Annotated in this window: 20 protein-coding genes and 2 tRNA genes; 7 read left to right on the top strand and 15 right to left on the bottom strand. The window is 63.6% G+C overall.

Going from position 1 to position 24,582, the window contains the following annotated elements:
- Positions 1–21: 21 nt before the first annotated feature.
- The 5 genes from ADJ79_RS13675 to ADJ79_RS00705 form a co-directional block, all read right to left on the bottom strand.
- Positions 22–189 (bottom strand): hypothetical protein, encoded by a 168-nt coding sequence (locus tag ADJ79_RS13675; RefSeq protein ID WP_156303924.1) that lies wholly within the window; start codon positions 187–189, stop codon positions 22–24.
- 223 nt (positions 190–412) lie between these two features.
- Positions 413–2,503 carry an excinuclease ABC subunit UvrB gene (uvrB, locus tag ADJ79_RS00725; protein ID WP_050714352.1) on the bottom strand — a complete coding sequence of 697 codons (2,091 nt, stop codon included), beginning with the start codon at positions 2,501–2,503 and terminating at the stop codon, positions 413–415.
- 116 nt (positions 2,504–2,619) lie between these two features.
- On the bottom strand, positions 2,620–3,966 hold the full coding sequence (locus tag ADJ79_RS00720) for an McrC family protein (RefSeq protein ID WP_050714351.1): 1,347 nt from the start codon (positions 3,964–3,966) through the stop codon (positions 2,620–2,622).
- An 18-nt stretch (positions 3,967–3,984) separates the two neighbouring features.
- A complete protein-coding gene (locus ADJ79_RS00715) occupies positions 3,985–5,970 on the bottom strand; it encodes an AAA family ATPase (RefSeq protein ID WP_050714350.1) in 1,986 nt (661 codons plus the stop codon).
- A gap of 314 nt (positions 5,971–6,284) precedes the next feature.
- Positions 6,285–7,274: an RluA family pseudouridine synthase gene (locus tag ADJ79_RS00705; RefSeq protein ID WP_050716311.1), complete on the bottom strand. Its 990-nt coding sequence runs from the start codon at positions 7,272–7,274 to the stop codon at positions 6,285–6,287.
- A 582-nt stretch (positions 7,275–7,856) separates the two neighbouring features.
- On the opposite strand from ADJ79_RS00705, the gene ADJ79_RS00700 reads away from it, so the two are divergent.
- The 3 genes from ADJ79_RS00700 (at position 7,857) to ADJ79_RS00690 (ending at position 11,749) form a co-directional block, all read left to right on the top strand.
- Positions 7,857–8,069: a hypothetical protein gene (locus ADJ79_RS00700; RefSeq protein ID WP_050714348.1), complete on the top strand. Its 213-nt coding sequence runs from the start codon at positions 7,857–7,859 to the stop codon at positions 8,067–8,069.
- A gap of 122 nt (positions 8,070–8,191) precedes the next feature.
- Positions 8,192–11,086, top strand: coding sequence for an Rne/Rng family ribonuclease (locus ADJ79_RS00695; RefSeq protein WP_050714347.1), 2,895 nt, complete (start codon positions 8,192–8,194; stop codon positions 11,084–11,086).
- A gap of 105 nt (positions 11,087–11,191) precedes the next feature.
- The gene (locus tag ADJ79_RS00690) at positions 11,192–11,749 is read left to right on the top strand and encodes a 3'-5' exonuclease (RefSeq protein WP_050714346.1); all 558 of its coding nucleotides are present in this window, start codon (positions 11,192–11,194) and stop codon (positions 11,747–11,749) included.
- Positions 11,750–12,037: 288 nt separating this feature from the next.
- On the opposite strand, the gene ADJ79_RS00685 is transcribed toward ADJ79_RS00690, so the two are convergent.
- The 5 genes from ADJ79_RS00685 to ADJ79_RS00665 form a co-directional block, all read right to left on the bottom strand.
- A complete protein-coding gene (locus ADJ79_RS00685; RefSeq protein ID WP_050714345.1) occupies positions 12,038–13,045 on the bottom strand; it encodes an LD-carboxypeptidase in 1,008 nt (335 codons plus the stop codon).
- A gap of 161 nt (positions 13,046–13,206) precedes the next feature.
- A complete protein-coding gene (locus ADJ79_RS00680; protein WP_050714344.1) occupies positions 13,207–13,794 on the bottom strand; it encodes an NAD(P)H-dependent oxidoreductase in 588 nt (195 codons plus the stop codon).
- Positions 13,795–13,831: 37 nt separating this feature from the next.
- Complete coding sequence (locus tag ADJ79_RS00675) at positions 13,832–14,989, bottom strand: VanZ family protein (RefSeq protein WP_050714343.1); 1,158 nt, start codon at positions 14,987–14,989, stop codon at positions 13,832–13,834.
- Positions 14,990–15,013: 24 nt separating this feature from the next.
- Positions 15,014–15,442, bottom strand: a complete 429-nt coding sequence (locus tag ADJ79_RS00670; RefSeq protein WP_050716310.1) for a CopD family protein — start codon at positions 15,440–15,442, stop codon at positions 15,014–15,016.
- Between the two features lie 385 nt (positions 15,443–15,827).
- Positions 15,828–16,259, bottom strand: a complete 432-nt coding sequence (locus ADJ79_RS00665) for an EamA family transporter (RefSeq protein ID WP_050714342.1) — start codon at positions 16,257–16,259, stop codon at positions 15,828–15,830.
- 218 nt (positions 16,260–16,477) lie between these two features.
- Here ADJ79_RS00665 and ADJ79_RS00660 point away from each other — a divergent pair, with 218 nt between their 5' ends.
- The 4 genes from ADJ79_RS00660 (at position 16,478) to ribD (ending at position 18,960) form a co-directional block, all read left to right on the top strand.
- Positions 16,478–17,110: a glutathione S-transferase family protein gene (locus ADJ79_RS00660; RefSeq protein ID WP_050714341.1), complete on the top strand. Its 633-nt coding sequence runs from the start codon at positions 16,478–16,480 to the stop codon at positions 17,108–17,110.
- A 15-nt stretch (positions 17,111–17,125) separates the two neighbouring features.
- A tRNA-Pro gene (locus tag ADJ79_RS00655) sits at positions 17,126–17,202 on the top strand.
- Positions 17,203–17,714: 512 nt separating this feature from the next.
- Positions 17,715–17,788: transfer RNA gene (locus tag ADJ79_RS00650), tRNA-Arg, on the top strand.
- Positions 17,789–17,829: 41 nt separating this feature from the next.
- Positions 17,830–18,960, top strand: coding sequence for a bifunctional diaminohydroxyphosphoribosylaminopyrimidine deaminase/5-amino-6-(5-phosphoribosylamino)uracil reductase RibD (gene ribD, locus ADJ79_RS00645; protein WP_050714340.1), 1,131 nt, complete (start codon positions 17,830–17,832; stop codon positions 18,958–18,960).
- A gap of 138 nt (positions 18,961–19,098) precedes the next feature.
- On the opposite strand, the gene ADJ79_RS00640 is transcribed toward ribD, so the two are convergent.
- From ADJ79_RS00640 to dapC, 5 genes are all read right to left on the bottom strand, one after another.
- Positions 19,099–19,689: a YSC84-related protein gene (locus tag ADJ79_RS00640; protein WP_050714339.1), complete on the bottom strand. Its 591-nt coding sequence runs from the start codon at positions 19,687–19,689 to the stop codon at positions 19,099–19,101.
- 285 nt (positions 19,690–19,974) lie between these two features.
- Positions 19,975–21,252, bottom strand: a complete 1,278-nt coding sequence (locus ADJ79_RS00635; RefSeq protein WP_253273836.1) for a PilT/PilU family type 4a pilus ATPase — start codon at positions 21,250–21,252, stop codon at positions 19,975–19,977.
- A 195-nt stretch (positions 21,253–21,447) separates the two neighbouring features.
- On the bottom strand, positions 21,448–22,281 hold the full coding sequence (gene dapD / locus ADJ79_RS00630; RefSeq protein WP_050714338.1) for a 2,3,4,5-tetrahydropyridine-2,6-dicarboxylate N-succinyltransferase: 834 nt from the start codon (positions 22,279–22,281) through the stop codon (positions 21,448–21,450).
- A gap of 53 nt (positions 22,282–22,334) precedes the next feature.
- On the bottom strand, positions 22,335–23,099 hold the full coding sequence (locus ADJ79_RS15645) for a DUF805 domain-containing protein (RefSeq protein WP_082202752.1): 765 nt from the start codon (positions 23,097–23,099) through the stop codon (positions 22,335–22,337).
- A 40-nt stretch (positions 23,100–23,139) separates the two neighbouring features.
- Positions 23,140–24,348, bottom strand: a complete 1,209-nt coding sequence (dapC, locus tag ADJ79_RS00620; RefSeq protein WP_050714337.1) for a succinyldiaminopimelate transaminase — start codon at positions 24,346–24,348, stop codon at positions 23,140–23,142.
- Positions 24,349–24,582: the final 234 nt, after the last annotated feature.

Here is a 24,582-nt window from a genome sequence, read left to right as displayed (position 1 = left end):
AGCGGGGGGCTTCACCCTCATTTATTGTCGATTGTCGATCGTCGATCGTCGATTGTCGATTGTCGATTGTATTTCAGAATCAGCTTGCAGTATTTTGCTGTCGCGTATTTGTTCCAGCAAGCTGCTTTGCAGGTCTATCAGCCGCAAGGCTTCGGCCTGCACGTCTTCGATGGAGAAGGAGGGGTTCATGGCGCTTGGCTTCCGGGTGGCAAAAACAGAATGAAACATTCCAATTATTACAGATTCACTCCGACATACCCTGTCGCATTTAGGGTGTATGGGCGCGCGCTGGCGGCGCTGTGCAGGCAGGCACGCTTGTTGATTGGATGAAGCGGGCCAGGCTTGCGCTGATGCTTGCGCAAGCGAGGGATTTGAAGCGTGGCAGCGGGCCGAGAGCGGGAGAGGCCGCGCCTTACCCCGCTGCGCCCAGCACGCGAGTTTTGAGCAGGGCGAGCTGGTCGCGCGCCTGGGCGGCCTGCTCGAATTCCAGATTGCGGGCGTGTTCCAGCATTTGTTTTTCCAGGCGCTTGATTTCGCGGGCCAGGTCTTTTTCGCTCATTTCCTCGACCTCGCGGCGGGCGGCGGCGCGCTCGCGGGCCTGCTGGGCCTGACGGTCTGATTTTTCGGAATACACGCCGTCGATGAGGTCGCGCACTTTTTTGACGATGCCGCGCGGGGTGATGCCGTGCGCCTGGTTGTAGGCCATTTGCTTGTCGCGGCGGCGGCGGGTTTCGTCAATCGCCTTTTTCATGGATTCGGTGACGTGGTCGGCATACAAAATGGCCGTGCCGTGCGCGTTGCGCGCGGCGCGCCCGATGGTCTGGATGAGGCTGCGTTCGGCGCGCAGAAAGCCTTCCTTGTCGGCGTCCAGAATGGCCACGAGCGAGACTTCCGGTATGTCCAGCCCTTCGCGCAGCAGGTTGATGCCCACCAGCACGTCAAACGCGCCCAGGCGCAAATCACGAATGATTTCCACGCGCTCGACGGTGTCCACATCGCTGTGCAGGTAGCGCACTTTCACGCCGTTTTCATTCAGGTATTCGGTGAGCTGCTCGGCCATGCGTTTGGTGAGCGTGGTAATCAGCACGCGCTCGCCTTGTTGCACGCGCTGGCGGATTTCCTGCAACACATCGTCCACTTGGTGCGTGGCGGGGCGCACTTGCACTTCGGGGTCGAGCAGCCCCGTGGGGCGCACCACTTGTTCCACCACTTGTCCGGCGTGCTCTTTTTCGTAATCCGCCGGGGTGGCGCTCACGAAGATGACCTGGCGCATGCGCTGCTCGAATTCGGCGAATTTCAGGGGCCGGTTGTCCAGCGCGCTGGGCAGGCGAAAGCCGTATTCCACCAGCGTGGTTTTGCGGGCGCGGTCGCCGTTGTACATGGCGTTGAGCTGGCCGATCATCTGGTGGCTTTCGTCCAGAAACATGATGGCGTCGCGCGGCAGGTAGTCGGTGAGCGTGGGGGGCGGATCGCCCGGCCGCGCGCCCGACAGGTGCCGCGTGTAGTTTTCAATGCCCTTGCAGTGGCCCAGCTCGGTGAGCATTTCCAGGTCAAAGCGGGTGCGCTGCTCCAGCCGCTGCGCTTCCACCAGCTTGCCTTCGGCGGTGAAGAATTTCAGGCGTTCATTGAGTTCCTGCTTGATGGTTTCTACCGCCGCCAGCGTTTTTTCGCGCGGGGTGACGTAATGGCTGGAGGGGTAAATCACGAAACGCGGCACGTTTTGCTGAATGCGGCCCGTGAGCGGGTCAAACAGGGCGATGCTTTCAATTTCGTCGTCAAACAGCTCAAAGCGCACGGCCAGTTCCGAATGCTCGGAGGGGAACACGTCTATCGTGTCGCCGCGCACGCGGAAGGTGCCGCGCGAAAAATCCATTTCACTGCGCTGGTATTGCATGCGCACCAGCTGCGCAATGGCCTCGCGCTGGCCCTGCTTGCCGCCCACCTTCAAGATCATGCGCATTTGCAAATAATCATCGGGCGCGCCAATGCCGTAAATGGCCGAAACCGTGGCCACAATCACCACATCGCGCCGCTCCAGCACGCTTTTGGTGGCCGAAAGGCGCATTTGCTCGATATGGTCGTTAATGGCACTGTCTTTTTCAATGAACAAATCGCGCTGCGGCACATAAGCTTCCGGCTGGTAGTAATCGTAATAACTCACGAAATATTCCACCGCGTTTTTCGGGAAAAACTCGCGGAATTCACTGTAGAGCTGCGCCGCCAGCGTTTTGTTGGGCGCAAACACAATGGCCGGCCGCCCCAGCCGCGCAATCACATTGGCCATGGTGAAGGTTTTGCCCGAGCCGGTCACGCCCAGCAGGGTCTGAAACACCTCGCCATCGCGCACGCCTTCCACCAGCTGCGCAATGGCCGTGGGCTGGTCGCCCGCTGGCGGGTAGGGCTGCCAAAGCTGAAAGGGCGAATCAGGGAAGGTGACGAAGCGGCCTTCCGGGGCGGCGGTTGATGCGGAAACAGGCGTGGAGTCTGGCGTGGCGGGCGGCATGGCTGGCGGCAAGGCGGGCAAAACTAGGCATCGTATAGCGCCCGGGCTGCCCGCGCGGCGCGTTGGCGTGGGCAACGGTGCGTTGCTATTGCCTTGATAGCTGCCCGCGCCCGTATTCAGAGGGCTGGCGCTGGTTTTGGGCTGAATTGAAATGGCGCGCTGCGGCTCCAGAAGCAATCAAGGCTGCCGCAATCCGGAAGGATGAGCTGTTGATGCTCCAGGCAGAACGGCAGAACCCACAGGCGCAAGCCAGGCGGCTGAAACTCGAAAACAGGCAGCGCCTGCCTGAAAGCATCCGTTTTTGGGTAAATCAGCGCCATGTCGCCTTGCCCTTTGAGATAAGTCTGGCCGTAGGCGTGCAGCTGATAGAAGTCTGCCTGGCTCAGTCCGTACTTGTCTTCGCTGTTGCCGCGTGCGTTGTCAAGCAGCTTCCACTTTGTGTCCAGCACCAGACGGTTTTCTCCTGATTGCTGAACCAGCAAATCAGGCTTCAGGCGAAACCAGCCTTGCTCCCTGTGCCTGACCAGCGAATGGCTGCCAGCTTGCACGCGCAGGGTCAAAGGCGGCGCGAGCTGCCGCTTCAGATGCCTGGCCACGCAGGCTTCAAATATTTCCGCCATCGGAAACAGCAGCGAGGGCGCGTCATGCCCGCCCGCGCCGGTAAGGGGCGATTCGTTTTGCAAGATCAGACGCGCCCACGCCAGCGCGCTGGCGTAATGCGCCATGCTGCGGTCCAGCCGCGTCCGACGGAAATCCTGCGCGGGTTGCGCTGACTGCGGAATTTGAGCGAACACGAAGCACAGTTCGCGCGCCAGTTGCTGGTGCGCGGGCCAGGCTGTCCACGAAAGAGTCCGCCGCAGCGCAGAGTGCAGCAGGCGGTTTTCGGGGCGATCGCTTGAAAACTCGTCGAACTCGCAAAAAAAGCGGTCGCGCTGGCACAGGTTCCGCCGCAGATGCGCGGCCATTTGCAGCTTGCCGCGCAGTGCGAACACATTGCCGCGCCGCGCAACGTAGTCGCCACGCAGGCCGCGTTTGACAACGCGCTCTGCGGCGCGCAGGAATTCGCCGATGAACACCTCCAGCAGGGGCATGCGCGCGGCCTTCAGGCAAGCGCTTTCGGTTTGAATGTGGCGAAACCGCGCCAGGCAGCACAGCATCCTGATGAAAAGCTGCCGCGTCCGGGCATCAGCCTGATCGCCGCTTGTGGCCCTGCCAATCTTTGGCAGCACTTCAATCTGATAGCCGCCCGGCGCGCGAATCACCCCGGCATATCCTCCAAGCGCCTGCACGGCGCGGCGGCCGCCTTTTTGCATCAGGCGCAGCCAGGCCGTGCCGCCCGCCAGCGCCTGGGCCTCCAGCCAATCGAAAACCGGCTTCGGCACTGCGCGCAGCCCGCTGGCGTTGGGTGCGGACGGCGGGCATGCCGTCAGCGCGTCGAATTCGTAAATCGTGATGCCAGCCATCCGCGCGCCTGCCGCCTGTCAGTTGGAAGAGAAAGACTGATAAATACCGATATAAGCGTCAGGTTCGGAAAACGCCTTTTCCTGCAATACGTAATGGCGCTTGAGGGCGTGGTTTTCAAGCTCATGGTTTTCACCAAACAAGGCATTCAGGTCCGTCTCACTTTCAGTCATGAACTGATGCGCCTTCTCTTTCTGGTTATCGCCCAGCACCAGGCGAATCTTTTGCCAGTCATCGAAAAAATACTCTTCCAGCAGCGCAATGATGCGATGGCGGAAAACATTTTTCAAATCGTCAAAATGTTTTACACCCATCAGATAGGCATGGCCGATGCAGTGGTCGCGGTCATACAGCGCCTCAATGCGCGCGTTCATTTTTTCCAGCATTTGGCACAGGTTGATTTCCTTGTTTTCAAAAACCACCTTCCCCAGCAGTGCGCCATCCGGCAGCAAGGGCCTGAACTCAAACCGGCGGCGCAAGGCCATATCCAGCAAGGCCAGCGAGCGGTCGGCCGTGTTCATCGTGCCATAGATATCCACATTGGCCGGCACGGAGAATTTTTCGCCGGAATACGGCAGAACCACTTCGATGGGCGGTTTTTCTCCATTCAGCGGATCGCGCTTGTCCGCTTCAATCAGCGTGATCAGCTCGCCAAAAATCTTGCTGATATTGCCCCGGTTGATTTCGTCAATCACCATCGCAAACCGCTGGCCGGGCGACTGCCTTGCCTCATCGCACAGTTGCTTGAATACGCCCGGGCGAATTTCATAGGCCACTTCTCCCTGGGCCGTTTCATCATTCAATACAGGGCGCAATCCCTCGACAAATTCCTCATAGCCATAGGACTGATGGAAGGTGACAAAGCGGTAGCGCTGAATGACGCTGGCTTCTTGCGGCCCACGCTTGAACTCATCAACAAGCGCAATCAAATCAGCGCAGGCATCTTCCCAGTCCCCCGCCAATTTCCATACCGAACTGGCGTTCTTATCGAACACGGCAGGGGCCGCACGGTTTTGTGTTGCCACAATGGAACCTTCGATTGCGTGGTGCTGTAAAGCGCCCCACAAGGTGGCCCGCAAATTTTGGATGCTTTTGGTCTTTGCAATGGCCTGGATAAATGGATGGCGGGTCATTTGCGTGACATCGGCTTCTCCGCCCAAGTCATACAACACGGCGGCCGCGCTTTCCCACCATTTCAAGGTTGTAATCTTTTCGGCGATGAATCGATTACGCCATTCTTCCGGAGAAACATTCGTTTGAGCATATTCATGTTCAAGAATTTCGTTTAACTTATGGGTCTTTCCCGTGCCAGGCGGGCCGTAATAAATGAGATTGGTGCAAGGCGCGGGCGGCGGCGCAGCGCCGCCATTTTTTTGCTGCTGCGTCATCCCTATCTGCCGCCCATATTCCAGAATACCCATGCCCGCCGGGCGTTTTGCAATGGCGGCTTTCTGCAAGGCGGTCATGCTTTCGCTAGCGTCGCGGCCCGTGTATGCGGCCAAAAGCGCAGGCTTGAAAACGTCCACGATCACCGGGTTTTGCCGGTTTTGATAGTGAAAGGCGACTTTCCATCTGAATGCTTCGCCTTCGGCCTCTTTGATTCGTAGGCTGCGCCCTTCGCTGTCTTTGAAACTGAGCGCCCCAATGCTGTCCACATCTCCTTGCGAGGCCAGTTCCGCAATCTGAATCACGTAATCGCGCACCTTTTCAAAAGCTTCTTCAGCCGTTGCGCCCAGAGCCGAATACCAGGCATGCGAGTCGCAATAGCGCAACCTGCCATGACTTTCTTTTGGCTCATCGTTTGCGCGCGAAAAAATGCCAAATTTCGAGGCCCATATGCCCCGGATGCTGCCCAGATCACGAAGCCGCCATTCAAGCCAGTAGGTAAAAGTATCTTTTGAGCCAGCCTGGGTGTATTCATCCAGCGTCATCGTACGCAGGCGCTGGGCGGGCCATTCCTTCAAAAATTCATCCCACAGGGTGTAAAGCTGTTCAATATCTTTCATGAATCAATGGCCTTCCTGGCGTTGAAAGTGCAGGCATTTTTGAAATGTATGCGAATGAGCGCATTGGTCCGCTGGCGGCCAGGGCAGCCAAGACCAGAAAGGGCGGGCGGCAAGCGGGCGCCGATGCAGCCTTCAGCGGCTGGCTTGCAAGCGGATTTGAAGGCGTGCACTGAAGGCGTGCGCATTGCGGACGCGGGCACTCATCAGTTGCTCCATACGCTTTAGGAAGCCAAAAACAGGAGCAGATTCAGGGGGGGCGGAATACCGCTTCGCGCCCGTTCCACTAGGACCTCATGCTATGTTTTTAGAAGCGCCTAAGGCTGGCGGATGAATGACGCCAGATCCGGCGGCAGCGCGGCTTGCAGCTCAATGGCCTGGCCGGTGGCCGGGTGCGCAAAGCGCAGGCGCCAGGCGTGCAGGAACATGCGTTTGAGGCCGTGCTTTTGCAGGGCGCGGTTCAGGGCGAAGTCGCCGTATTTGTCGTCACCCGCAATGGGGTGGCCGCTGCTGGCCAGGTGCACGCGGATTTGGTGGGTGCGGCCGGTTTTGATGGTGACTTCCAGCAGGCTGCCTTCGGGCAGGCCGGGCGCAAAAGCGGGCAGGCGCTGCTGCACGCGCACAAGGGTGATGGCGCGCAGGCCCTGGGGGTCGTCACGGCTGGCAATTTGCACGCGGCGCTCGCCTTCGCCAGCCGCGCCAGCGGGCACGATGAGCTTGCGCAGCGGCGCGTCAATCACTTTGCGCCCGGCAGGCCATGCGCCCAGCGCCAGCGCGAGATAGGTTTTGCCGGTGGCGCGGTCGCGGAACTGGTCTTGCAACTGCTTGAGGGCGCTGCGTTTTTTGGCGATGAGCAGGATGCCGCTGGTTTCGCGGTCCAGCCGGTGCACCAGCTCCAGATAGCGGGCTTGCGGACGGGCGCGGCGCAGCTGCTCGATGACGCCAAAGCTCACGCCGGAGCCGCCATGCACGGCCACGCCAGCGGGTTTGTCAATGGCGATGAGGTGCTCGTCTTCCATCAGCACGGCAAATTCGCGCGCGGGAGCCGCCGGCTGGGGCTTGGCGGCAATGCGGATGGGCGGCACGCGCACGGCGTCGCCCGCTTGCAGGCGCGTGTCGGCGCTGGCGCGCGCCTTGTTCACGCGCACTTCGCCGCTGCGGATGATGCGGTAGACATGTGTTTTGGGCACGCCCTTGAGATGCCGCATGAGAAAGTTGTCCAGCCGCTGGCCGGCGCTTTCGGCGTCCACGGACAAGGAGCTGGCCTGGCTGGCGCAGGCCAGCGCCAGGGGCGCGCGGGCAGGCATGGAAGCTGGCATGGATGGGGCGGCGGCCATCAGCGCGAAGCACGGCACGATGCACGCGGGGCGCGCCTGCAATAAGTGAAAAAACGGATGAATGGAGTCGGCATTTTCAGGCGGAGGCAGAAAACGGGCAAAAGCGATGGGCGCGCGGCCTGTCTGGTTTTGCATCCAGAAAAAGGAGCAAATCCAGGCCATCAAAAAAGCGCTCAGCGCACGAAACACGGGGACATCATGCTATGAAACAAGGAGCTGAATTTGCCGCCTTCTTGCGCCTTGGCCGGGCCGCCTGAAAAGCGCGGCGGATTGTACAAACGCAGTGCCATGCCCCAGACGGCGCGGCAGGCCCCGCGCCTATAATCCGCGCCTGTCCGCGCCCATAGCCTGAAACCTGCTGATTCATACAGCCCGGCAACTTCGTGAAACAGGCGCCGCGCGGGCAAGGTTCATGCCACGCGCCACGCGCCCGGCTGCCGCTTGCGGCCCCCGGCGGTGGCGGCAGGCCGGATCGAAACACTCGGACACTGAAACGGATTTTTCTTCCGGCAGGCCCCTTTGCAATGCCTGCCGGTCTTTTCTGGACAGGCAATGCTTTTTTTGTGGGTTTGGCTGGCTTCACTCTGGCGCGGGCGTCAAGCCGCCGCGCCAGCGTTTGGCGGCCTCTTTCCGCCTTCTGCCGCGCCCGCCGCACCCGCTGCGGCGGCCCCGGCAGGCAGCGGGCTGGCCCACGGCCTGTTTTGCGCCTGCCCGCACGCGCCGCCGTGGCGCCTGATGCGCCCCGCCATGCCCCGCCTGGGGTGAACGGCTGACTGGCGCGCGCCCGTTTCCCTTTCCTTTGTTTCGCTTCGCGCTCCTGCTGCGGCATGAGGTGCGGCCCCCTGGCGGGCCTGTTTTGATTTGCAAGAGACAAAGGACAGCGCATCATGAAACGGATGCTGATCAATGCCACGCAGGCCGAAGAGTGCCGCCTGGCGATCGTCGATGGACAAAAACTGCTTGACTACGAAGTCGAAGTCGAGGGGCGCGAGCAGCGCAAGGGCAACATTTACAAAGCCGTGGTCACGCGCGTGGAGCCATCGCTGGAGGCGTGCTTTGTGGACTACGGCGAGGAGCGCCACGGCTTTCTGCCTTTCAAGGAAATCTCGCGCCAGTACTTCGCCGAGGGCGTGCCCGTTTCGCAGGCGCGCATCAGCGACGTCATCAAGGAAGGCCAGGAGCTGCTGGTGCAGGTGGAAAAAGAAGAGCGCGGCAACAAGGGCGCGGCGCTCACCACCTTCATCAGCCTGGCCGGGCGCTACGTGGTGCTCATGCCCAACAACGCGCGCGGCGGCGGCGTTTCGCGCCGCATCGAAGGCGACGAGCGCGCCGAGCTGAAAGAGGCGATGGACCAGCTCGAATACCCCAAGGGCATGTCCATCATCGCCCGCACCGCCGGCATAGGCCGCAGCGCGACCGACCTGCAATGGGACCTGAACTACCTGCTCAAGCTCTGGGGCGCCATTGACGACGCGGCCAAAGGCGGCAAGGGCGCCATGCTGATCTACCCCGAAAGCAGCCTGGTCATCCGCTCCATGCGCGACTACTTCAGCAGCGACATTGGCGAAATCCTGATCGACACCGACGACATGTTCGAGCAGGCCCAGCAGTTCATGAGCCACGTGATGCCCGAGCACGCCAGCCGCGTCAAGCGCTACCGCGACGCTGCGCCGCTGTTTTCGCGCTTCCAGATCGAGCACCAGGTGGAAAGCGCCTACAGCCGCACCGTGCAGCTGCCCTCGGGCGGCGCCATCGTCATCGACCACACCGAAGCCCTCGTGGCGGTGGACGTGAACTCCGCCCGCGCTATCAAGGGCGGCGACATCGAAGAAACCGCCACCCGCACCAACCTCGAAGCCGCAGACGAAGTGGCCCGCCAGATGCGCCTGCGCGATTTGGGCGGCCTCATCGTCATCGACTTCATCGACATGGAGGAAAGCAAAAACCGCCGCGAAGTGGAAAACCGCCTGCGCGAAGCCCTGCGCCAGGACCGCGCCCGCGTGCAATTTGGCTCCATCAGCAAATTCGGCCTGCTGGAAATGAGCCGCCAGCGCCTCAAGCCCGCCCTCTCCGAAGGCGCATCCATTCCCTGCCCGCGCTGCGGCGGCTCCGGCCACGTGCGCGACACCGAATCGAGCGCGCTGCAAATCCTGCGCGTCATCCAGGAAGAGTCCATGAAGGACAACACCGCCGCCGTGCACGTGCAAGTGCCGGTGGAAGTGGCCAGCTTCCTGCTCAACGAAAAGCGCGCCGAAGTCGCCAAGATCGAGCTGCGCCAGCGCGTGGCCGTCGTCCTTGTGCCCAACAAAACGCTGGAAACGCCCCACTACAAGCTCGAGCGCCTCAAGCACGACGACCCGCGCCTTGACGCCCTGGCCTCCAGCTACAAACTGGCCGAAACGTTTGAAGACCCCACCGTCGTCACCCGCCGCAGCCAGGAGCCGACCAACCGCCAGCAGCCCGTCATCAAGGGCGTGCTGCACGACGCGCCCGCGCCCATCGCGCCGCCAGCGGCGCAGCCCGCTGCGCGCCCCATGCCCGGCGGCCATCCGGCCTACCCCGGCGGCCAGCCCGCCAGCTTCATGGCCTGGCTCAAGCTCTGGCTGCAAAACCTCTTTGGCGGCCACCCGGCCGCCCCCGCCCCGGCGGCTGACCCCGCTGGCAAGCCCCGCGAAGCGAGCCGCAACGGCCAGCGCCGCGACAACAACCGCAACAGCCGCAACCGCAACGGCCAGCGCCGCGACAACCGAGACGAGCGCACCGCAGAACGCAACGCCGAACGCAACGATCGCCCCGCCGACAGCGACACGCGCCGCCCGCCGCGCGACAACGGCCCAGGCAGCGAAAACCGTGACAGCCGCGAAGGCCGGGAAAGCCGCGAAAACCGCGCCAGCCGTGAAGGCGGCGAACGCAGTCGCCCGCCGCGCGCCGAACGGCAAGACCGGCCCGACCGCTCCGACCGCCCCCGCCGCGACCCGCTGCCCGCTGATGCAGCCGATACGGCAGGCAACGCGCCCGTAGCCGCGCCCATCGAAACCAGCGCCGAACCCCGCCGCAGCGAAAACGGCCGTAGCGAGCCTCGCAAGCCACGCGCACAAGCCGCAGCCGCCGAAAGCGACACCCGCCAGCCGCCAGCCGCCCAGGCTGACGCCGCAAGCCAGAGCGCCGCTCTTGCCGAAGGCGAAAGCACGCCAGAAAACACGGCAGAAAACACGGCAGAAAGCGCCCCCCAAGGCGAGCGCCGTGAACGCCGCGCCCGCGACCGCTATGGCCGCGACCGCCGCCGCAACAGCGAAAGCGCCGACAACACCAGCGAAAGCGCCCATGAAGGCGGCAGCACCGCCAGCGCCGATGCCGCTTTGGAAGAAGCCGTGCCCGCCTCCTACTTCAGCCGTGGCGCAGCCCCGGCAGCCGCCAGCGCGCCGACTGCCAGCGCCGAAGCCGCGCCAGCCGCCGCACCAGAGCCTGCCCCCGCAGCGCCAGCTGACCAGGCCGCGCCTGAAAAAGCGCCCCCGGCCCGCGCCAAACCCGAAGCAGCGCAGCCCTACGACCTGCCCGTCGCCCAGCTATCCGGGCTGATTGAAAGCGCGGGCCTGCAATGGGTGCAATCTGACCCCGACCGCGTCGCCGCCACCCAGCAGGCCATCGCCGCCGAGCCGCCGCCGCAGCGCACGCCGCGCGAACGCGCGCCCTTGCCCGTGCTGGACGAAGGCCCGCTGATCCTGGTGGAAACACGGCAAGACCTGCGCCAGGCCGCCATGCCTTTTGACAACGCCTCATAAGCCCTGGCCGGCCCGCCTCACAAACGCGGGCTTCTCCCAAAACAACAGACGCTGAGTCCGCAATGGATTTAGCGTCTGTTTTTATTTTTCTGAATTGATTCATCCATGAGCGGCAAAATCATTGTCATTGACCTCGAAGCCACCTGCTGGGAAGGAAATCCCCCGCCAGGAGAAATCAGCGAAATCATAGAAATAGGCGTCTGCGTGCTGGATCAGGGCACTGGCGCCATCGATAAAAACAGGGGCATTCTGATAAAACCTGTGCATTCCGCAATCAGCCCGTTTTGCACGCAACTGACGACCATCACCCCCGATTTGATCGGGAAAGAAGGCATTTCTTTTGAAGAGGCCTTGCATATTCTTGAGAAAGAATATCAGGCGGGCCAGCATGCATGGGCCAGCTACGGCATGTACGACAAAAACATGCTGCAAAAACAGTGCGCTTTGCGGCATATTCTTTACCCCATGCACCATGAGCACATCAATGTGAAGGAGCTGTTCCGGCAAGTGACCCGCATTCCCAGAAAAGTGGGAATGAGCCAGGCCCTGGATATTCTGGGCTATCCGCTGCAAGGAACGCACCACCGGGGCGGAGACGACGCCTTCAATATCGCCAGGATATTGCGTTATTGCCTGAATCATTCTGAAGCCGCTATTGAATAAAAGCCCGTTCAGGGCGGATGCCGGCCATGCCGCCAAAGTCTGCAACAGGCGCTGTGTCCGGGCGCAGGGGCGGCGCAGCGGCCCGCCTGCTTTTTTGCCGCGTGCGGCATATCGCAAGCAGACCGAAAACGAGCCATTGGGGCAGGCAGGCGGGTATCAAAAACAAGAGCGAATTCAGAAGCAAAAAATTGGCTTCTACGCCCGTTTTACTAGGACCTCATGCTATGGATAGAGTAGCGAATAGAAGCGCTCTCTGAACCGGCTTGCGGCCAAGCGATGAACAGGCGCTCAGGCCTGCCCGCAGTGCAGGCAAGCGTGCTCGTGGCCGTGCGGGTGGCTGTGGCCGTCCATGTGACCCCATAGCAGCCAGGCATCGCGCCCTTCCAGCAGCAGCTCCACGCGCGCGCCCACGGGCAGCAGCACTTTGGTGGGCACGTGGCCCATGGGCAGGCCGCTGAGGATGGGCGTGCGCGTTTGCGTGCGCAGCCAGTGCACGGCTTCATGGAGGTTGAACCCCCGGTCGTGCGGCACAGGCTTGTAGGCCGAAAAGCTGCCCAGCAGCACGGCTTGCTGCGCGTCCAGCACGCCCGCATGCAGCAGCTGGCAGAGCATGCGCTCGATGCGGTAAGGGTGCTCGCCCACGTCTTCCAGAAACAGCACGCCGCCCTGAATGGACGGCAGCCACGGCGTGCCCGCCAGCGCGCAAAGGGTGGAGAGGTTGCCGCCCCACAGCAGCGCGTCTTGCACGTGCAGCTTGCCGGGCAGCGGCGCGGGCTGGGGTGCGAGCAGCGGCGCGCTTTTGGCCGGGCGCGGCGCGGGCAGCCGCCAGCCCGTGCCTTCGCCTTCGCCCGCGAGCAAGTCACCAAAGCAGGCCTGCATGATTTCGTCTGGCTCGCCAGGGCAGCCGAAGTCGGCGCACAGGGTCGGGCCGGCCCAGGTGATGGCACCGGTTTGCGCCAGCAAGGCCATTTGCAGGGCGGTGAAGTCGCTCAGGCCCACAAAGCGCGTGCCTTGCTGCGCGGCGCGGGCAAGGGCCTCATAGGGCAGGGCGGGCAACAGGCGCGTGAGGCCGTAGCCGCCGCGCGTGATCAGCGCCACGTCAGCGCCGCTGGCCGCCGCGCGGGCAATGGCGGCCAGGCGCGTGGCGTCGTCGCCCGCGAAGCGCTGATGGCTGGCCAGGGCGGCTTCATCCACCTGCACTTCATGGCCCAGGGCCTGCAGGCGGCGCACGCCGCGCCGCAGGGCCGCGCGATCGCGCACCGCGCCGGAAGGAGAGTAGATGTAGATGCGAGGCATGAGTGGCTTTCAGCGTTTTTTTCAGTGTTGCGGAGCAGCGTCAGGAACCGGCAGGCGGCGAATGGACGGCATTTTCGGCGCGCGGCAGGGCTTGGCGGAGCAAATGGAGCTGGCTGGCAGCCGTTTCAAAATGGCCTTGTCCAGGCTGCCTGAAACGGCATTCACAAACTCACGCCGTCCTGCTCCATTTTGGCGGACAAGGCCGCCAGTTTTTTCGCCGGGTCAAGCAAGGGATTTAGCAGGTGGGCGGCGCAATCTTCGGCAGATTGGGCGATGGCCTGCCCGTCGGCAACCACTGCGCCGTGAAATACAAACGGCGGCAGAAACGGCGTTTTCAGCAGGTTTGCCGTCTGCTGCAGCGGTTTCAGAAATTCGCTCATGGAAAAGCTGTTGTAGCCGCCCGCCTGATACGAATCGGCAGGCCCGCCCGTAGAAATGGCGCAGACCCATTCTTTTCCCGCCAAAACCCCGCCTTTTGGCCCGTATGCCCAGTTGTAGGTCAGCACATCGTCCAGCCATTGTTTCATCAGCGGCGGAATGGAATACCAGTAAAACGGATGCTGAAAGACCAATCTGTCGTGCGCCAGCAGCGCAGCTTGTTCGGCCGCAATATCAATTTTGCTGTCGGGATACAGCTCGTATGGCTTGCGGACGGTCACATTGGGTTCGCGCGCCAAACGTTGCGCCCATGCGCGGTTTACTTTGGATTGAGAGAGATGGGGGTGAAACAAATTAATCAGTATTTTCATGGCGCTTCCTTTTTCAAATGGGCCGGACTGGGTGGTTTCAGAATGGGCCGGCTTTCCCGTCAGGGCGGACTGGCGGGCTGGCATGCCTGCGCCCAAACAGGCGAAAGAGCGCATACGCCAGCGTGGCAAAGGGCCACAGCCAGCCGACCCACTGGGCCAGGCCGTAAAAGTGGATGAAGCGGCCCTGCTCCCACTGCTGCAAATTGGCGGCGTCGTAGGCGCTCAAAGGAGCCTCGTTGAGCAGCCACAGCTGCGCGCCCAGCGCCACGGCCAGCAGGGCCAGGCAGGCGCGCTGCGGCAGGGGCAGCGCCAGCAAGGCCATGAGAGCGCCGCCTGCCAGCCCGCCAATTTGCGGCGCGCGCAGCCAGCCCCAGGCAGAGGCAGGCCCCCAGGTGAGCGCGAAGGAAAGGGCCAGCGTGGCCACGCCCGCCAGCAGCGCGGCCAGCGCAAACGGAACGCGGCGGGCCGCGCCTTGCATCACGCCATAGCCCAGCAGGCAGGGCGCGGCCGCGCCCAGGGCGACGCACAGCACTTGCACGCCAGGCAGCAGCGGCTGCAGCTCGAATTCACGCAGGGGCAGCCATTCCAGCCAGGGCGTGTCTTTCAACAAGGCGGCCAAGGCCGCTTCAACGCGCTCGTACACGTGCCCCAGGCCAAGCGCCACAGGCGTGGGGTAAAGCAGCCCCACGGGCCACAAGGCCAGCAGCACCAGCGCGCCGCGCGCATCGGGCGCAAACCAGCGGCGGCGAAAGCGCCGCCAGCGGCCAGCCAGCCCGGTTTTCTCCAGCGCCAGGGCGGCCATCGCGCCTGCGGCGGCCCCGGCGGCGTTCAGGGCCAGGTCAAGATTGGAGGCAATGCGCAGCGGCAAATAGGTTTGCAGCGCTTCCAGCACGAACGACAGCGCGGCGGCGGCCAGCGCAGCCAGCAGCGCGGCCAGCCAGGGGCGCAGGCGGCCGCTGGCAGACCAGGCCAGCGTCAGCAGCAGGCCCAGCGGGGCATAGCCCGCAAAGTTGGCAAGCACGTCAAAGCGCGTCCAGTACTGCGGCAGGGCTTCGTCAATGTAGGCCCACGGCATCAGCCCCTGATTGCGCCATCCCGTGAAGGGAAAGAGACTGGCGTAGGCAATGAGCGCCACCCAGCACAGCGCCAACGGCGCGGCGGCGGACTTTTCGCTGGGCGGCGGTTTGGCGGTCATGGGCGGCGCAACAGGCGAGGCTGGTCAGAACGGCTTGAGCACCACGAGCAGCACGGCAGCCAGCATCATCAGCACGGGGCCTTCATTGAACCAGCGGAACCACACATGGCCGTGAGTGGGCAGCCGCGCCTCAAAGCGCCGCAGCAGCCGCCAGCACCAGAAGTGATAGGCCAGCAGCAGCAGCACAACGGCCAGCTTGGCATGCATCCAGCCATTGCCCGGTCCCAGCCCGATGCCGTAGCCCAGCCACAGCCACAGGCCCAGCGCCAGCGCAGGCGCGGCCAGCAGCGTCATGAAGCGGTAGAGCTTGCGCGCCATCAGCAACAGCCGCTCGTATTCGGCGCGCGAATCGGGCGCCACCATCGCCAGATTGACGTAAATGCGCGGCAAATAAAACAAGCCTGCGAACCAGCTTGCGATGAAAACAATGTGCAGGGCCTTGATCCACAACATGCACGCAAGTGTAGGGCGCGCCAGAGGGCGCAGAACGCGGGCGGCATGATCTGCTTCAAGCTGCCTGCCGCCGGAAAAAAGAAAACCCCTGATCCGCAAGGACCAGGGGCTGAAAAGCCTCTCGTCAGAAAGGCTCCCGCTCAGGGAGGAAAAGCAGGGCGCCCGAAGGCGCGGACGGGAATATAGCAAAAAAGCTGCCACTTCGTGAAATAGTGCACGATTTTTTTGCCTTCCGACGAGCGGTTGATTGGACTGGCTGAATGGATGCGCATGATGTCCAATCAGACAACTGCATCCTTGAATGTGCGCCGCAAGCGCAGCGCTTCGCCACAAAAGGCCAGCTGCCGCGCTTTCAGAGCCTGCTCAAATTCCTTTGAACAGGCGCTCAACGCTTGATTGCCAGCACCAGCACGCCAGCGGCAACCAGCCCCAGGCCGCCCCACTCATGCGGCCTGGGGCGCTCGCCCAGGAAAACCACGGCCAGCAGCGCCACGAGCACCAGGCTGAATTTGTCCACCGGGGCCACCCTGGAGGCGTCGCCCAGCTGCAGCGCCTTGAAGTACGCCAGCCACGACGCGCCCGTGGCCAGCCCGGAAAGCACGAGAAACAGCCAGTTGCACGCCGTGAAGGCCGCCACACCTTGCCATTTGCCTGCCCAGGTGAGAAACAGCGCCAGAGCGGCCAGGATGACAAGCGTGCGGATGAAAGTGGCGAAGTCCGAATCAATGCCTTGCAGGCCCGCCTTGGCGAAGATGGCCGTCAGCGCCGCGAAGAAGGCCGAGGTCAGCGCCCAGAAAAACCACGTGTGTCCGTTCATGAAAGTGCTCCGCAGGCCCGGATTTTGGAGGCGAACCGGGCGCCTGCCTGCAACGAGGCGGCTCCAGAGCCTGTTCAGCGCTTGGGGCCGCGAGGGCGAAAGTGCGGCCCGAAGCGAGCTGCCGCGCCGCTTTTTCCCCGCCCTGCGCGGCCAGCCCTGAATAGACCAGGCGCGCAGAACGACAATACGCCTTTCCACTCACTGAAAGAGAGCTTGCCATGATCGATCTCTACTCCTGGACCACGCCCAACGGCTTCAAGGCCACCATCATGCTGGAAGAGTGCGGCCTGGCCTATCGCCTGCACCCCGTCAATATTGGCAAGAACGAGCAGTTCGCTCCCGACTTTCTCAAGATCAGCCCCAACAACAAGATTCCGGCGCTGGTCGATAGCGAAGGCCCTGGCGGGCAGCCGCTGCCGCTGTTCGAGTCTGGCGCCATCCTCATTTACCTGGCCGACAAAACGGGCCGCCTGCTGCCCGCTGCGGGCGCGGCGCGCTACACCGTGCTGCAATGGCTCATGTTCCAGATGGGCGGCGTCGGCCCCATGCTGGGGCAGGCCGGGCACTTTCGCTTCTTCGCCACTGAAAAAGTGCCCTACGGCATTGAGCGCTACACCGCCGAGGCCAAGCGCCTCTACGGCGTGATGAACGGGCAGATCGAGCGCACGGGCGCCTTCATCGCCGGCAGCGACTACTCCATCGCCGACATCGCCATCTACCCCTGGCTCATCCACCACGAGCGGCACGGCATCGACTGGGCCGATTACCCGGCGCTCAAAGCCTGGTTCGACCGCATCAGCCAGCGCCCTGCGGTGCAAAAGGGCCTGAAGGCATTTGAAAAACAAGGCTAGAATCGCCCGCTTTCACGGAACGTAGCGCAGTCTGGTAGCGCATCTGCTTTGGGAGCAGAGGGTCGCGAGTTCGAATCCCGCCGTTCCGACCATCCCAATAACCGCCAGCGCCCGGCAACAGCCGCGCTGGCGGTTTTTTTTCATTCTGGCGCGGGCGCTTGCGTTGCCAGAAGGCATGAAAAACAGGAGCGGATTTGATGGGGTGAAAAATGGCGTCTGCGCTCTTTCCACTAGGACATCGTGCTATGGATTACATAGCGAAAATAATGCAGCTTGCCCTTGCCCTTGCCCATCTCATGCGAAGGCCCGGGTCTGTTCCTTACCCAACCGCAAGCCGGTGAACTGGCAAAGGCCCGTCGCGGTGCGCAGTTCGTGCGGCTCGCCGTGGGCGTGAGGGGCGCAGAAAGCATGAGGGCCGCGCGCCGTGCCTTCTTCGGGCATAGCCGCCTGCACTGCATAATCGCGCGCTTCGCGCCGTTTCGTCATGACCTTGGCATTTGCCGCTGGCTCTTGTCGTTCGGCAGCAAAACAGCCTGGCGGTTTCCGCCCTGGCGAAAGGCCCGGCTGGCCGGGTTTCCATCTTTTTGCTGGCCCGTTTTTTCGTCTGCCCGTAGCTCAACTGGATAGAGCAGCTGCCTTCTAAGCAGCAGGTCGGGGGTTCGAGTCCCTCCGGGCAGGCTCCGCCGGAGCTGGCGCAGGCATCCGGAAAGCTTGACTCCATGCCCTACATGAATCGCGCCCTGGCCCTGGGCCGGCAGGCTCCCAATGACGCCGATCCCAATCCCCGCATTGGCTGCGTGCTGGCGGCCGCCGATGGCCGCGTCATCGGCGAAGGCTGCACCCAGCGCGCAGGCGGCCCCCACGCAGAAATCATGGCGCTGCGCGCCGCGCAGGCCGCTGGCCAAAGCACGCAAGGCGCCACGGCCTATGTGACGCTGGAGCCTTGCTCGCACCAGGGCCGCACCGGCCCCTGCGCTGATGCCCTGATCGCCGCTGGCGTGGCCCGCGTGGTGGCCGCCCTGCCTGACCCCAACCCCCGCGTGGCCGGACAGGGCTTTGCGCGCTTGCGCGCCGCTGGCGTGCAGGTGCAAACCGGCCCGGGCGCACGGCAGGCTTTTGAAGACAACATCGGCTTTTTCAGCCGCATGGTGCGCGGCCTGCCCTGGGTACGGCTGAAACTGGCCGCCTCGCTGGATGGCGCCACGGCCTTGTCCAACGGCCAAAGCCAGTGGATTACGGGCGAAGCCGCCCGCGCCAACGGCCATGCCTGGCGCGCCCGCGCCAGCGCCATCCTCACCGGCATCGGCACCGTGCTGCAAGATGACCCGCTGCTGAATGTGCGCCACGCCAGCGCCGCCCGCCAGCCCGCCCTGTTCATTGCTGATAGCCAATTGCGCACGCCGCTGGCCGCCCGTCTGTGGCAAACGCCGGGCCGTTGCATCCACATTTGCACCACCGTGGACAGCGCCGAGCGGCACGCCCCCTACCTGGCCCAAGGCGCGCGCCTGCACGTCATTCCCGCCACGCCGCAGGGCCGCTTGCACCTGCCCGCCTTGCTGCACACGCTGGCCGCGCTCGAAGTGAACGAGCTGCACGTGGAAGCCGGCCAGCGCCTTGCAGGCGCGCTGCTGCAAGCGGGCCTGGCTGACGAATGCCTGCTGTACTTGGCCCCGCTGCTGCTTGGCCCTGGCCGGGGGCTGGCGGATATCGGCCCGCTGGACTCGCTGGCAGCGGGCGTGCCCCTGCGCTTTCACGCCATTGACCGCATAGGCGAAGACCTGCGCCTGATCGCCCGACCGCCGGAGCGCGACAGATTCTGGGCTTTTGACGCGGCGGGCCGCCAGCAGTGACGGCGCGGCGCCCAGGCCGTCTGGCGAACCGGCGTTGACCAAAGAAAAAAACGCCTGGCACGGCCAACAAAAAAGCTGGCAGCCGCTTGCGTTGCGGCCGCCAGCTTTTCGCGCTTCAGGCAGAGAATGTTTCAGCGTTCAGCGTGCGCGCGAGACTTTCGCGCCCTGCACGGATACCCCCGCTTCCAGCCCCACATTGGTGAGCACGAAGCTGGTCACAGGCTGCTCGCTGGTGCGGCTGTCCACCATGCCATTGGCGCCCAGATGGCCGATGGCGGCCGTGGCGTCGATGCCGATGGTCCAGCCATTGCTGCGGCGGAACATTTCCAGCGCCTCGGGCGAGTTGAAAACGTAGATGACCGACTTGGCCTGCCCGCCCGCCTGAAAGCCCAGCGACCCGGCATTGATGGTGTATTCCTGCGGCTGCGTGTTGCCGGCCACGTATAGCAGGCCACGGCCATGCTCCACGCCCACGATCAGGCTGCCGCCCACCACTTGCGGAAACACCAGCGCGCCCGCCGAACGGGCCACCAGCGCCTCGGAGCCTGGCGCGGCGCGATACAGGCGCGACAAGGCTTCATTGACCTGCGCCTGGAGCGACTCCTGCTGCACTTTCTGGTTGGCGTTGTCATAAAGACCGGTCGTGGTGCAGCCCGTGGTGAAGGCGGCCGCGCCAGCAGCCAGCATGGCAGTGGCGGCAAGGCGGGTGAAAGCGGTGGTTTTGTTCATGATGTGCGTCCTTGAAAAAAGGAAGAAGCGGCTACGCCGCCAGGCCCTCTGACGGCAGCCGGGCATAAATGTAACGTGCGCCGCGCCCACGCCGCCGTGCCAGGGCGGGTGCGGAAAGGCTTCAGGTTGCTCAGGTTGGCCTGGTTGCATTAAAAAAAGAGCAAATTTGAGGGGTAAAAATACTGCGCAGCACTTATTCCAGTAAGACATAACGCTACGGATATAAGAGCAAATCCGATCTCTTTTTGCTTTTTCCTTTCTCATTTGAAGGCCGCCAGAGGGCCTTCAGGATTGCTTGCCGAGTTTGGGGTCGTCCAGCGGGCCGAGGTGCGAGGAGCCGAAGCCTGTGGTGCGGTCAAAGCCTGATGAGCCAAAGCCCGTGGTGCGGAAGGCGCTGTTGTGCACGTCCAGCGTGATGTCGGTGAACGAAGGCTCGTCGGCAATCGCGTCTTCATGCATGTGCGCCTGCTGGGCGGCGATGTGGCGGCTGGTGTCGTTTTGCAGGCGCCAGAGCAGGTTGGTGGGCGAGTCGGCGTAGGCCAGGCCTTCTTTGCGGTCGATGCGGCCTTCGTTGATCAGGCGCGCCAGGTCGGCTTCAAAGGTCTGCGAGCCTTCGGCCATGGAGTTTTCCATGGCTTCTTTCACGCCGGTGAAGTCGCCTTTTTCAATGAGGTCGGCCACGAGTTTGGTGTTGAGCATGACTTCCACCGCCGGGGTGCGCAGGCCGTCCACGGTGCGGATGAGGCGCTGCGAGACGATGGATTTGAGCGCCGAGGCCAGATCGCCCAGCAGCGTGGGCCGCACTTCCACGGGGTAGAAGGAGAGGATGCGGTTGAGCGCGTGGTAGCTGTTGTTGGCGTGCAGCGTGGCCAGGCACAGGTGGCCGGACTGGGCGTAGGCGATGGAGGCGCTCATGGTTTCGCGGTCGCGGATTTCGCCAATCATGATGACGTCAGGCGCCTGGCGCAGGGCGTTTTTCAGGCCGATTTGCAAGCTGGCGGTGTCGCTGCCCACTTCGCGCTGGTTCACGATGGATTTTTTGTTGGTGAACATGTATTCCAGCGGGTCTTCAATGGTGAGGATGTGGCCGGTCATGTTCTCGTTGCGGTGGTCGAGCATGGCCGCCAGCGTGGTGGATTTGCCCGCGCCGGTGGCGCCCACCATGAGGATGAGGCCGCGCTTTTCGAGCACGAGGGTGCGCAGCACGTCGGGCAGGTTGAGCGTGTGCAGCGGCGGGATGTCGGGGCTGATGAAGCGGATGACGGCTGAGTACATGCCGCGCTGGCGCATGGCCGAGAGGCGGAAGTTGCCCACGCCGTGCAGCGGAATGGCGGTGTTGAGTTCGCCGGTTTCCTTCAGCTCTTCAATGCGGTTGGGCGGCACGATGTCCAGCAGCAGGTTCATCGGCCCGTCCACGGGCAGCGGCTGCGAGTTGATGGGCAGGTATTCGCCGTTGATCTTGATGGTGGCGGGCGCGCGCGGCGAGAGGTAGACGTCAGACGCCTTTTTTTCCGCCATCAGGTGCAGGATGCGCTCCATCATGGAAGCGGGTGCGTTGGACATGGTGTGTTTTCCTTTCCCTTGAGAGATATGTGCAGTGTGGGCCGGGTGCGGGTTGCGGGGGGGCGTAGAGCGGTTTTGCATTGAAAAGAGGAGCGAATTCAAGCCGCTAGAAATGGCGTTTGCGCACGTTCCACTAAGACCCAATGCTATGAATCGAGGAGCTAGATCATCTCCGCAACCCATCCCCTTTGGCCTTCAGGGGCGCAGCAGGTCGTTGATGCTGGTTTTGGCGCGCGTTTGCGCGTCCACGCGCTTGACGATGACGGCGGCATACAGGCTGTAGGGCTGGCCGCTGGCGGTCTGCCGGGGCAGGCTGCCGCTGACCACCACGCTGCCCGCTGGCACGCGGCCATAGCTGATTTCACCGGTTTCGCGGTTGAAGATGGGCGTGCTCTGGCCCAGGTACACGCCCATGCCGAGCACCGAGTTTTCTTCCACGATCACGCCTTCCACCACTTCAGAGCGCGCGCCGATGAAGCAGTTGTCTTCAATGATGGTGGGGTTGGCCTGCAAAGGCTCCAGCACGCCGCCCAGCCCCACGCCGCCTGACAGGTGCACGTTTTTGCCCACTTGCGCGCAGCTGCCCACGGTGGCCCAGGTGTCCACCATCGCGCCTTCATCCACGTAGGCTCCAATGTTCACGTAAGAGGGCATGAGCACCACGCCCTTGCCGATAAAGCTGCCGCGCCGCGCTACGGCGGGCGGCGCCACGCGCACGCCGCTGGCAGCCAGCGCAGCGTCGTCCATGCCGCCGAATTTGGTGGGCACCTTGTCAAAAAAGGCCAATTCGCCCGCCCGCACGGGCGCGTTGTCAGTCAGGCGAAAGGAAAGCAGCACGGCTTTTTTGATCCACTGATGCACCGTCCACCGCCCCACGCCTTCGCGCGTGGCCACGCGCAGGCGCCCCGCGTCCAGCTCGGCCAGCACGTGCCGCACGGCCTCGCGCACGTCAGCCGGGGCTTGCGCGGGGGAAATTTGCGCGCGGTTTTCCCACGCGGCATCAATGGTTTGCTGCAATAGCTGGGTCATGGGTTTCTTTCGGGTTGAGTGAGTGAATCAGGGAGATCAAGCAAGGCGCGCCATCACCACGTTGGGTCTTGGCCGTAATCGTTGCGGCCTTCTTCGCTGGGCTGCACGAGCCAGAACAGCAAGACCAATGCGCCGATGATCGTGATGTAGAGCAGCTGCCACCAGCCGCTGCGGCCCACGTCGTGCAGGCGGCGGGCGCCCACGGCAAAGTTGGGGATCAGAAAGGCCAGGCTGAGAACGAGCGACAGGTTATCGGCAAGGCTTTGGGACACAAAAGTCAAAACCAAAAGCGCCATGTTCAGCAAAAACTGAAACAGCATGAAATACCAGTATTCCGCCCGCCGCGCGCGCCCGGAAAAGTCGAAATATTTCCGGAAGCACTGCTGAATGGCCCACAAAAAGCCGGCGCTGCCGTCATCGCTGCTGGAACGGCGGCCTGCGCGGCTTGATCTGCTGGCCGCTGCTGCGCCGCCAGCGGACCATTCATGCGCATGGCCGCCAGGCGGCACGGAAGACGGCCCTTGAGCGCGGTGCGCCACTTCCAGCTCTGGCACGGCGGCCACGGCGCGGCCGGGCGCGGCTGGCGGCGGGGGCGGCAGCTGCTCGCTGGCATGCGGAGCCGGGGGCTGGGTCGCCCGCTCCCACAGTTTGGTGAGCTTGCTGGCGCGCACCCACTCGGTCATGCCTTCGCGCCAGACGAGCGTGTCAGGCATGACAGTGCCCTTGCGCGCCAGCCGCGCCAGTTCGCCGCCCGTGCACGGGCCGAATTTCTCTTGCCCAACGGCGTACCACCAGATTTTTTCTGAACTGTCACTCATCACTCATTTCCTCAGGGTTTGAAATCGGTAAAACCAGCGTTCAATCAGGGTTGCCGCTGATGAACGCCGCGATGCGCCGCGCCGCTTGCACGCATTCATCCACCGGCGCCACCAGCGCCAGGCGCACGCGGCCCGCGCCCGGGTTGAAGCCCGCCGCCTCGCGCGCCAGAAAGCTGCCTGGCAGCACCGTCACATGGCACGCGGCATACAGCGCGCGGGCAAAGGCCGCGTCATCGCCGCCAAAGGCGGGCGGCACTCCGGCCCACAGGTAAAACGACGCATCGGGCAGGCGCACATCCATCACCGGCTGCAAGATGGGCATGACTTGCGCGAACTTGTCGCGGTACAGCCGCCGGTTTTCACGCACGTGCGCTTCGTCGCCCCAGGCAGCGGCGCTGGCCGCCTGCACTGCGCCGCCCATCGCGCTGCCGTGGTAGGTGCGGTAGAGCAAAAACGATTTGAGCAGCTGCGCATCGCCCGCCACGAAGCCCGAACGCAGCCCCGGCACGCTGCTGCGCTTGGACAGGCTGGTGAGCATGACGAGATTGCGCCAGCCGCGCCCCAGCTGCATGGCCGCCTGCAAGCCGCCCAGCGGCGGGGCGGCGTCGTCAAAGTAAATCTCGCTGTAGCACTCGTCAGAGGCAATGACGAAGCCGTGCCGCTCGCTCAGCTCAAACAGCATGCGCCATTCGTCCAGCGGCATCACCGCGCCCGTGGGATTGCCGGGCGAGCACACGTAGGCCAGCTGCGTGCGCTGCCACACGGCCTGAGGCACCTGGTCCCAGCGCGGCGCGAAATTGCGCGCCGCGTCGCTGGGCACGTAATGCGGCTCGGCGCCAGCCAGCAAGGCCGCGCCTTCGTAGATTTGATAGAAGGGGTTGGGGCAAACCACCGTGGGCCGCGCCCGCGTGGGGTCAATCACCGTCTGCGCCAGCGCAAACAGCGCCTCGCGCGAACCCAGCGTGGGCAGCACTTGCGTGGCCGCGTCCGCCTGCACGCCGTAGCGCCGCCGCAGCCAGGCCGCGCAAGCTTCGCGTAACAGCGGCAGCCCCGCCGTGGCAGGGTAGCCCGCCAGGCCATCGGCCAGCGCTTCATCCAGCGCCTGCCTGATCAGCGGCGGCGCGGCGTGGCGCGGCTCGCCGATACCTAGGTTGATGTGGCGCAGCGCCGCAGGCGGCTGCACACCGGCAAACAACTGGCGCAGCCGCTCAAAGGGATAGGGCTGCAAACGGGCAAGGCGAGGATTCATGAAACAGGCCGTAAACGAGAAGGGCCGATTGTGACGGACTTGCGACGGCCGCAAAGCCCCCGCCCGCTGATTCGCGCAGGCCGGCGTGGCAAATCTGCGGCACTTCCATCTGCAGCGCTTTCATTTGTGGCGCTGGGCTTGCGGCGGGCCGCTGAGGCCCGCTTCAGCGCTTTTCCTGGCTTTCTGGCAAGATGTCATCAGAAACAGGAGCAAATTTAATGGGGTTCAAATGCC

Origin of the sequence: Ottowia sp. oral taxon 894 (assembly GCF_001262075.1) — a bacterium.
In the GTDB taxonomy this organism is placed as follows: Bacteria; Pseudomonadota; Gammaproteobacteria; order Burkholderiales; family Burkholderiaceae_C; genus Ottowia; species Ottowia massiliensis.
Note: the sequence above shows the minus strand (reverse complement) of the source record. Positions and strands in the feature narration are given on the sequence as shown.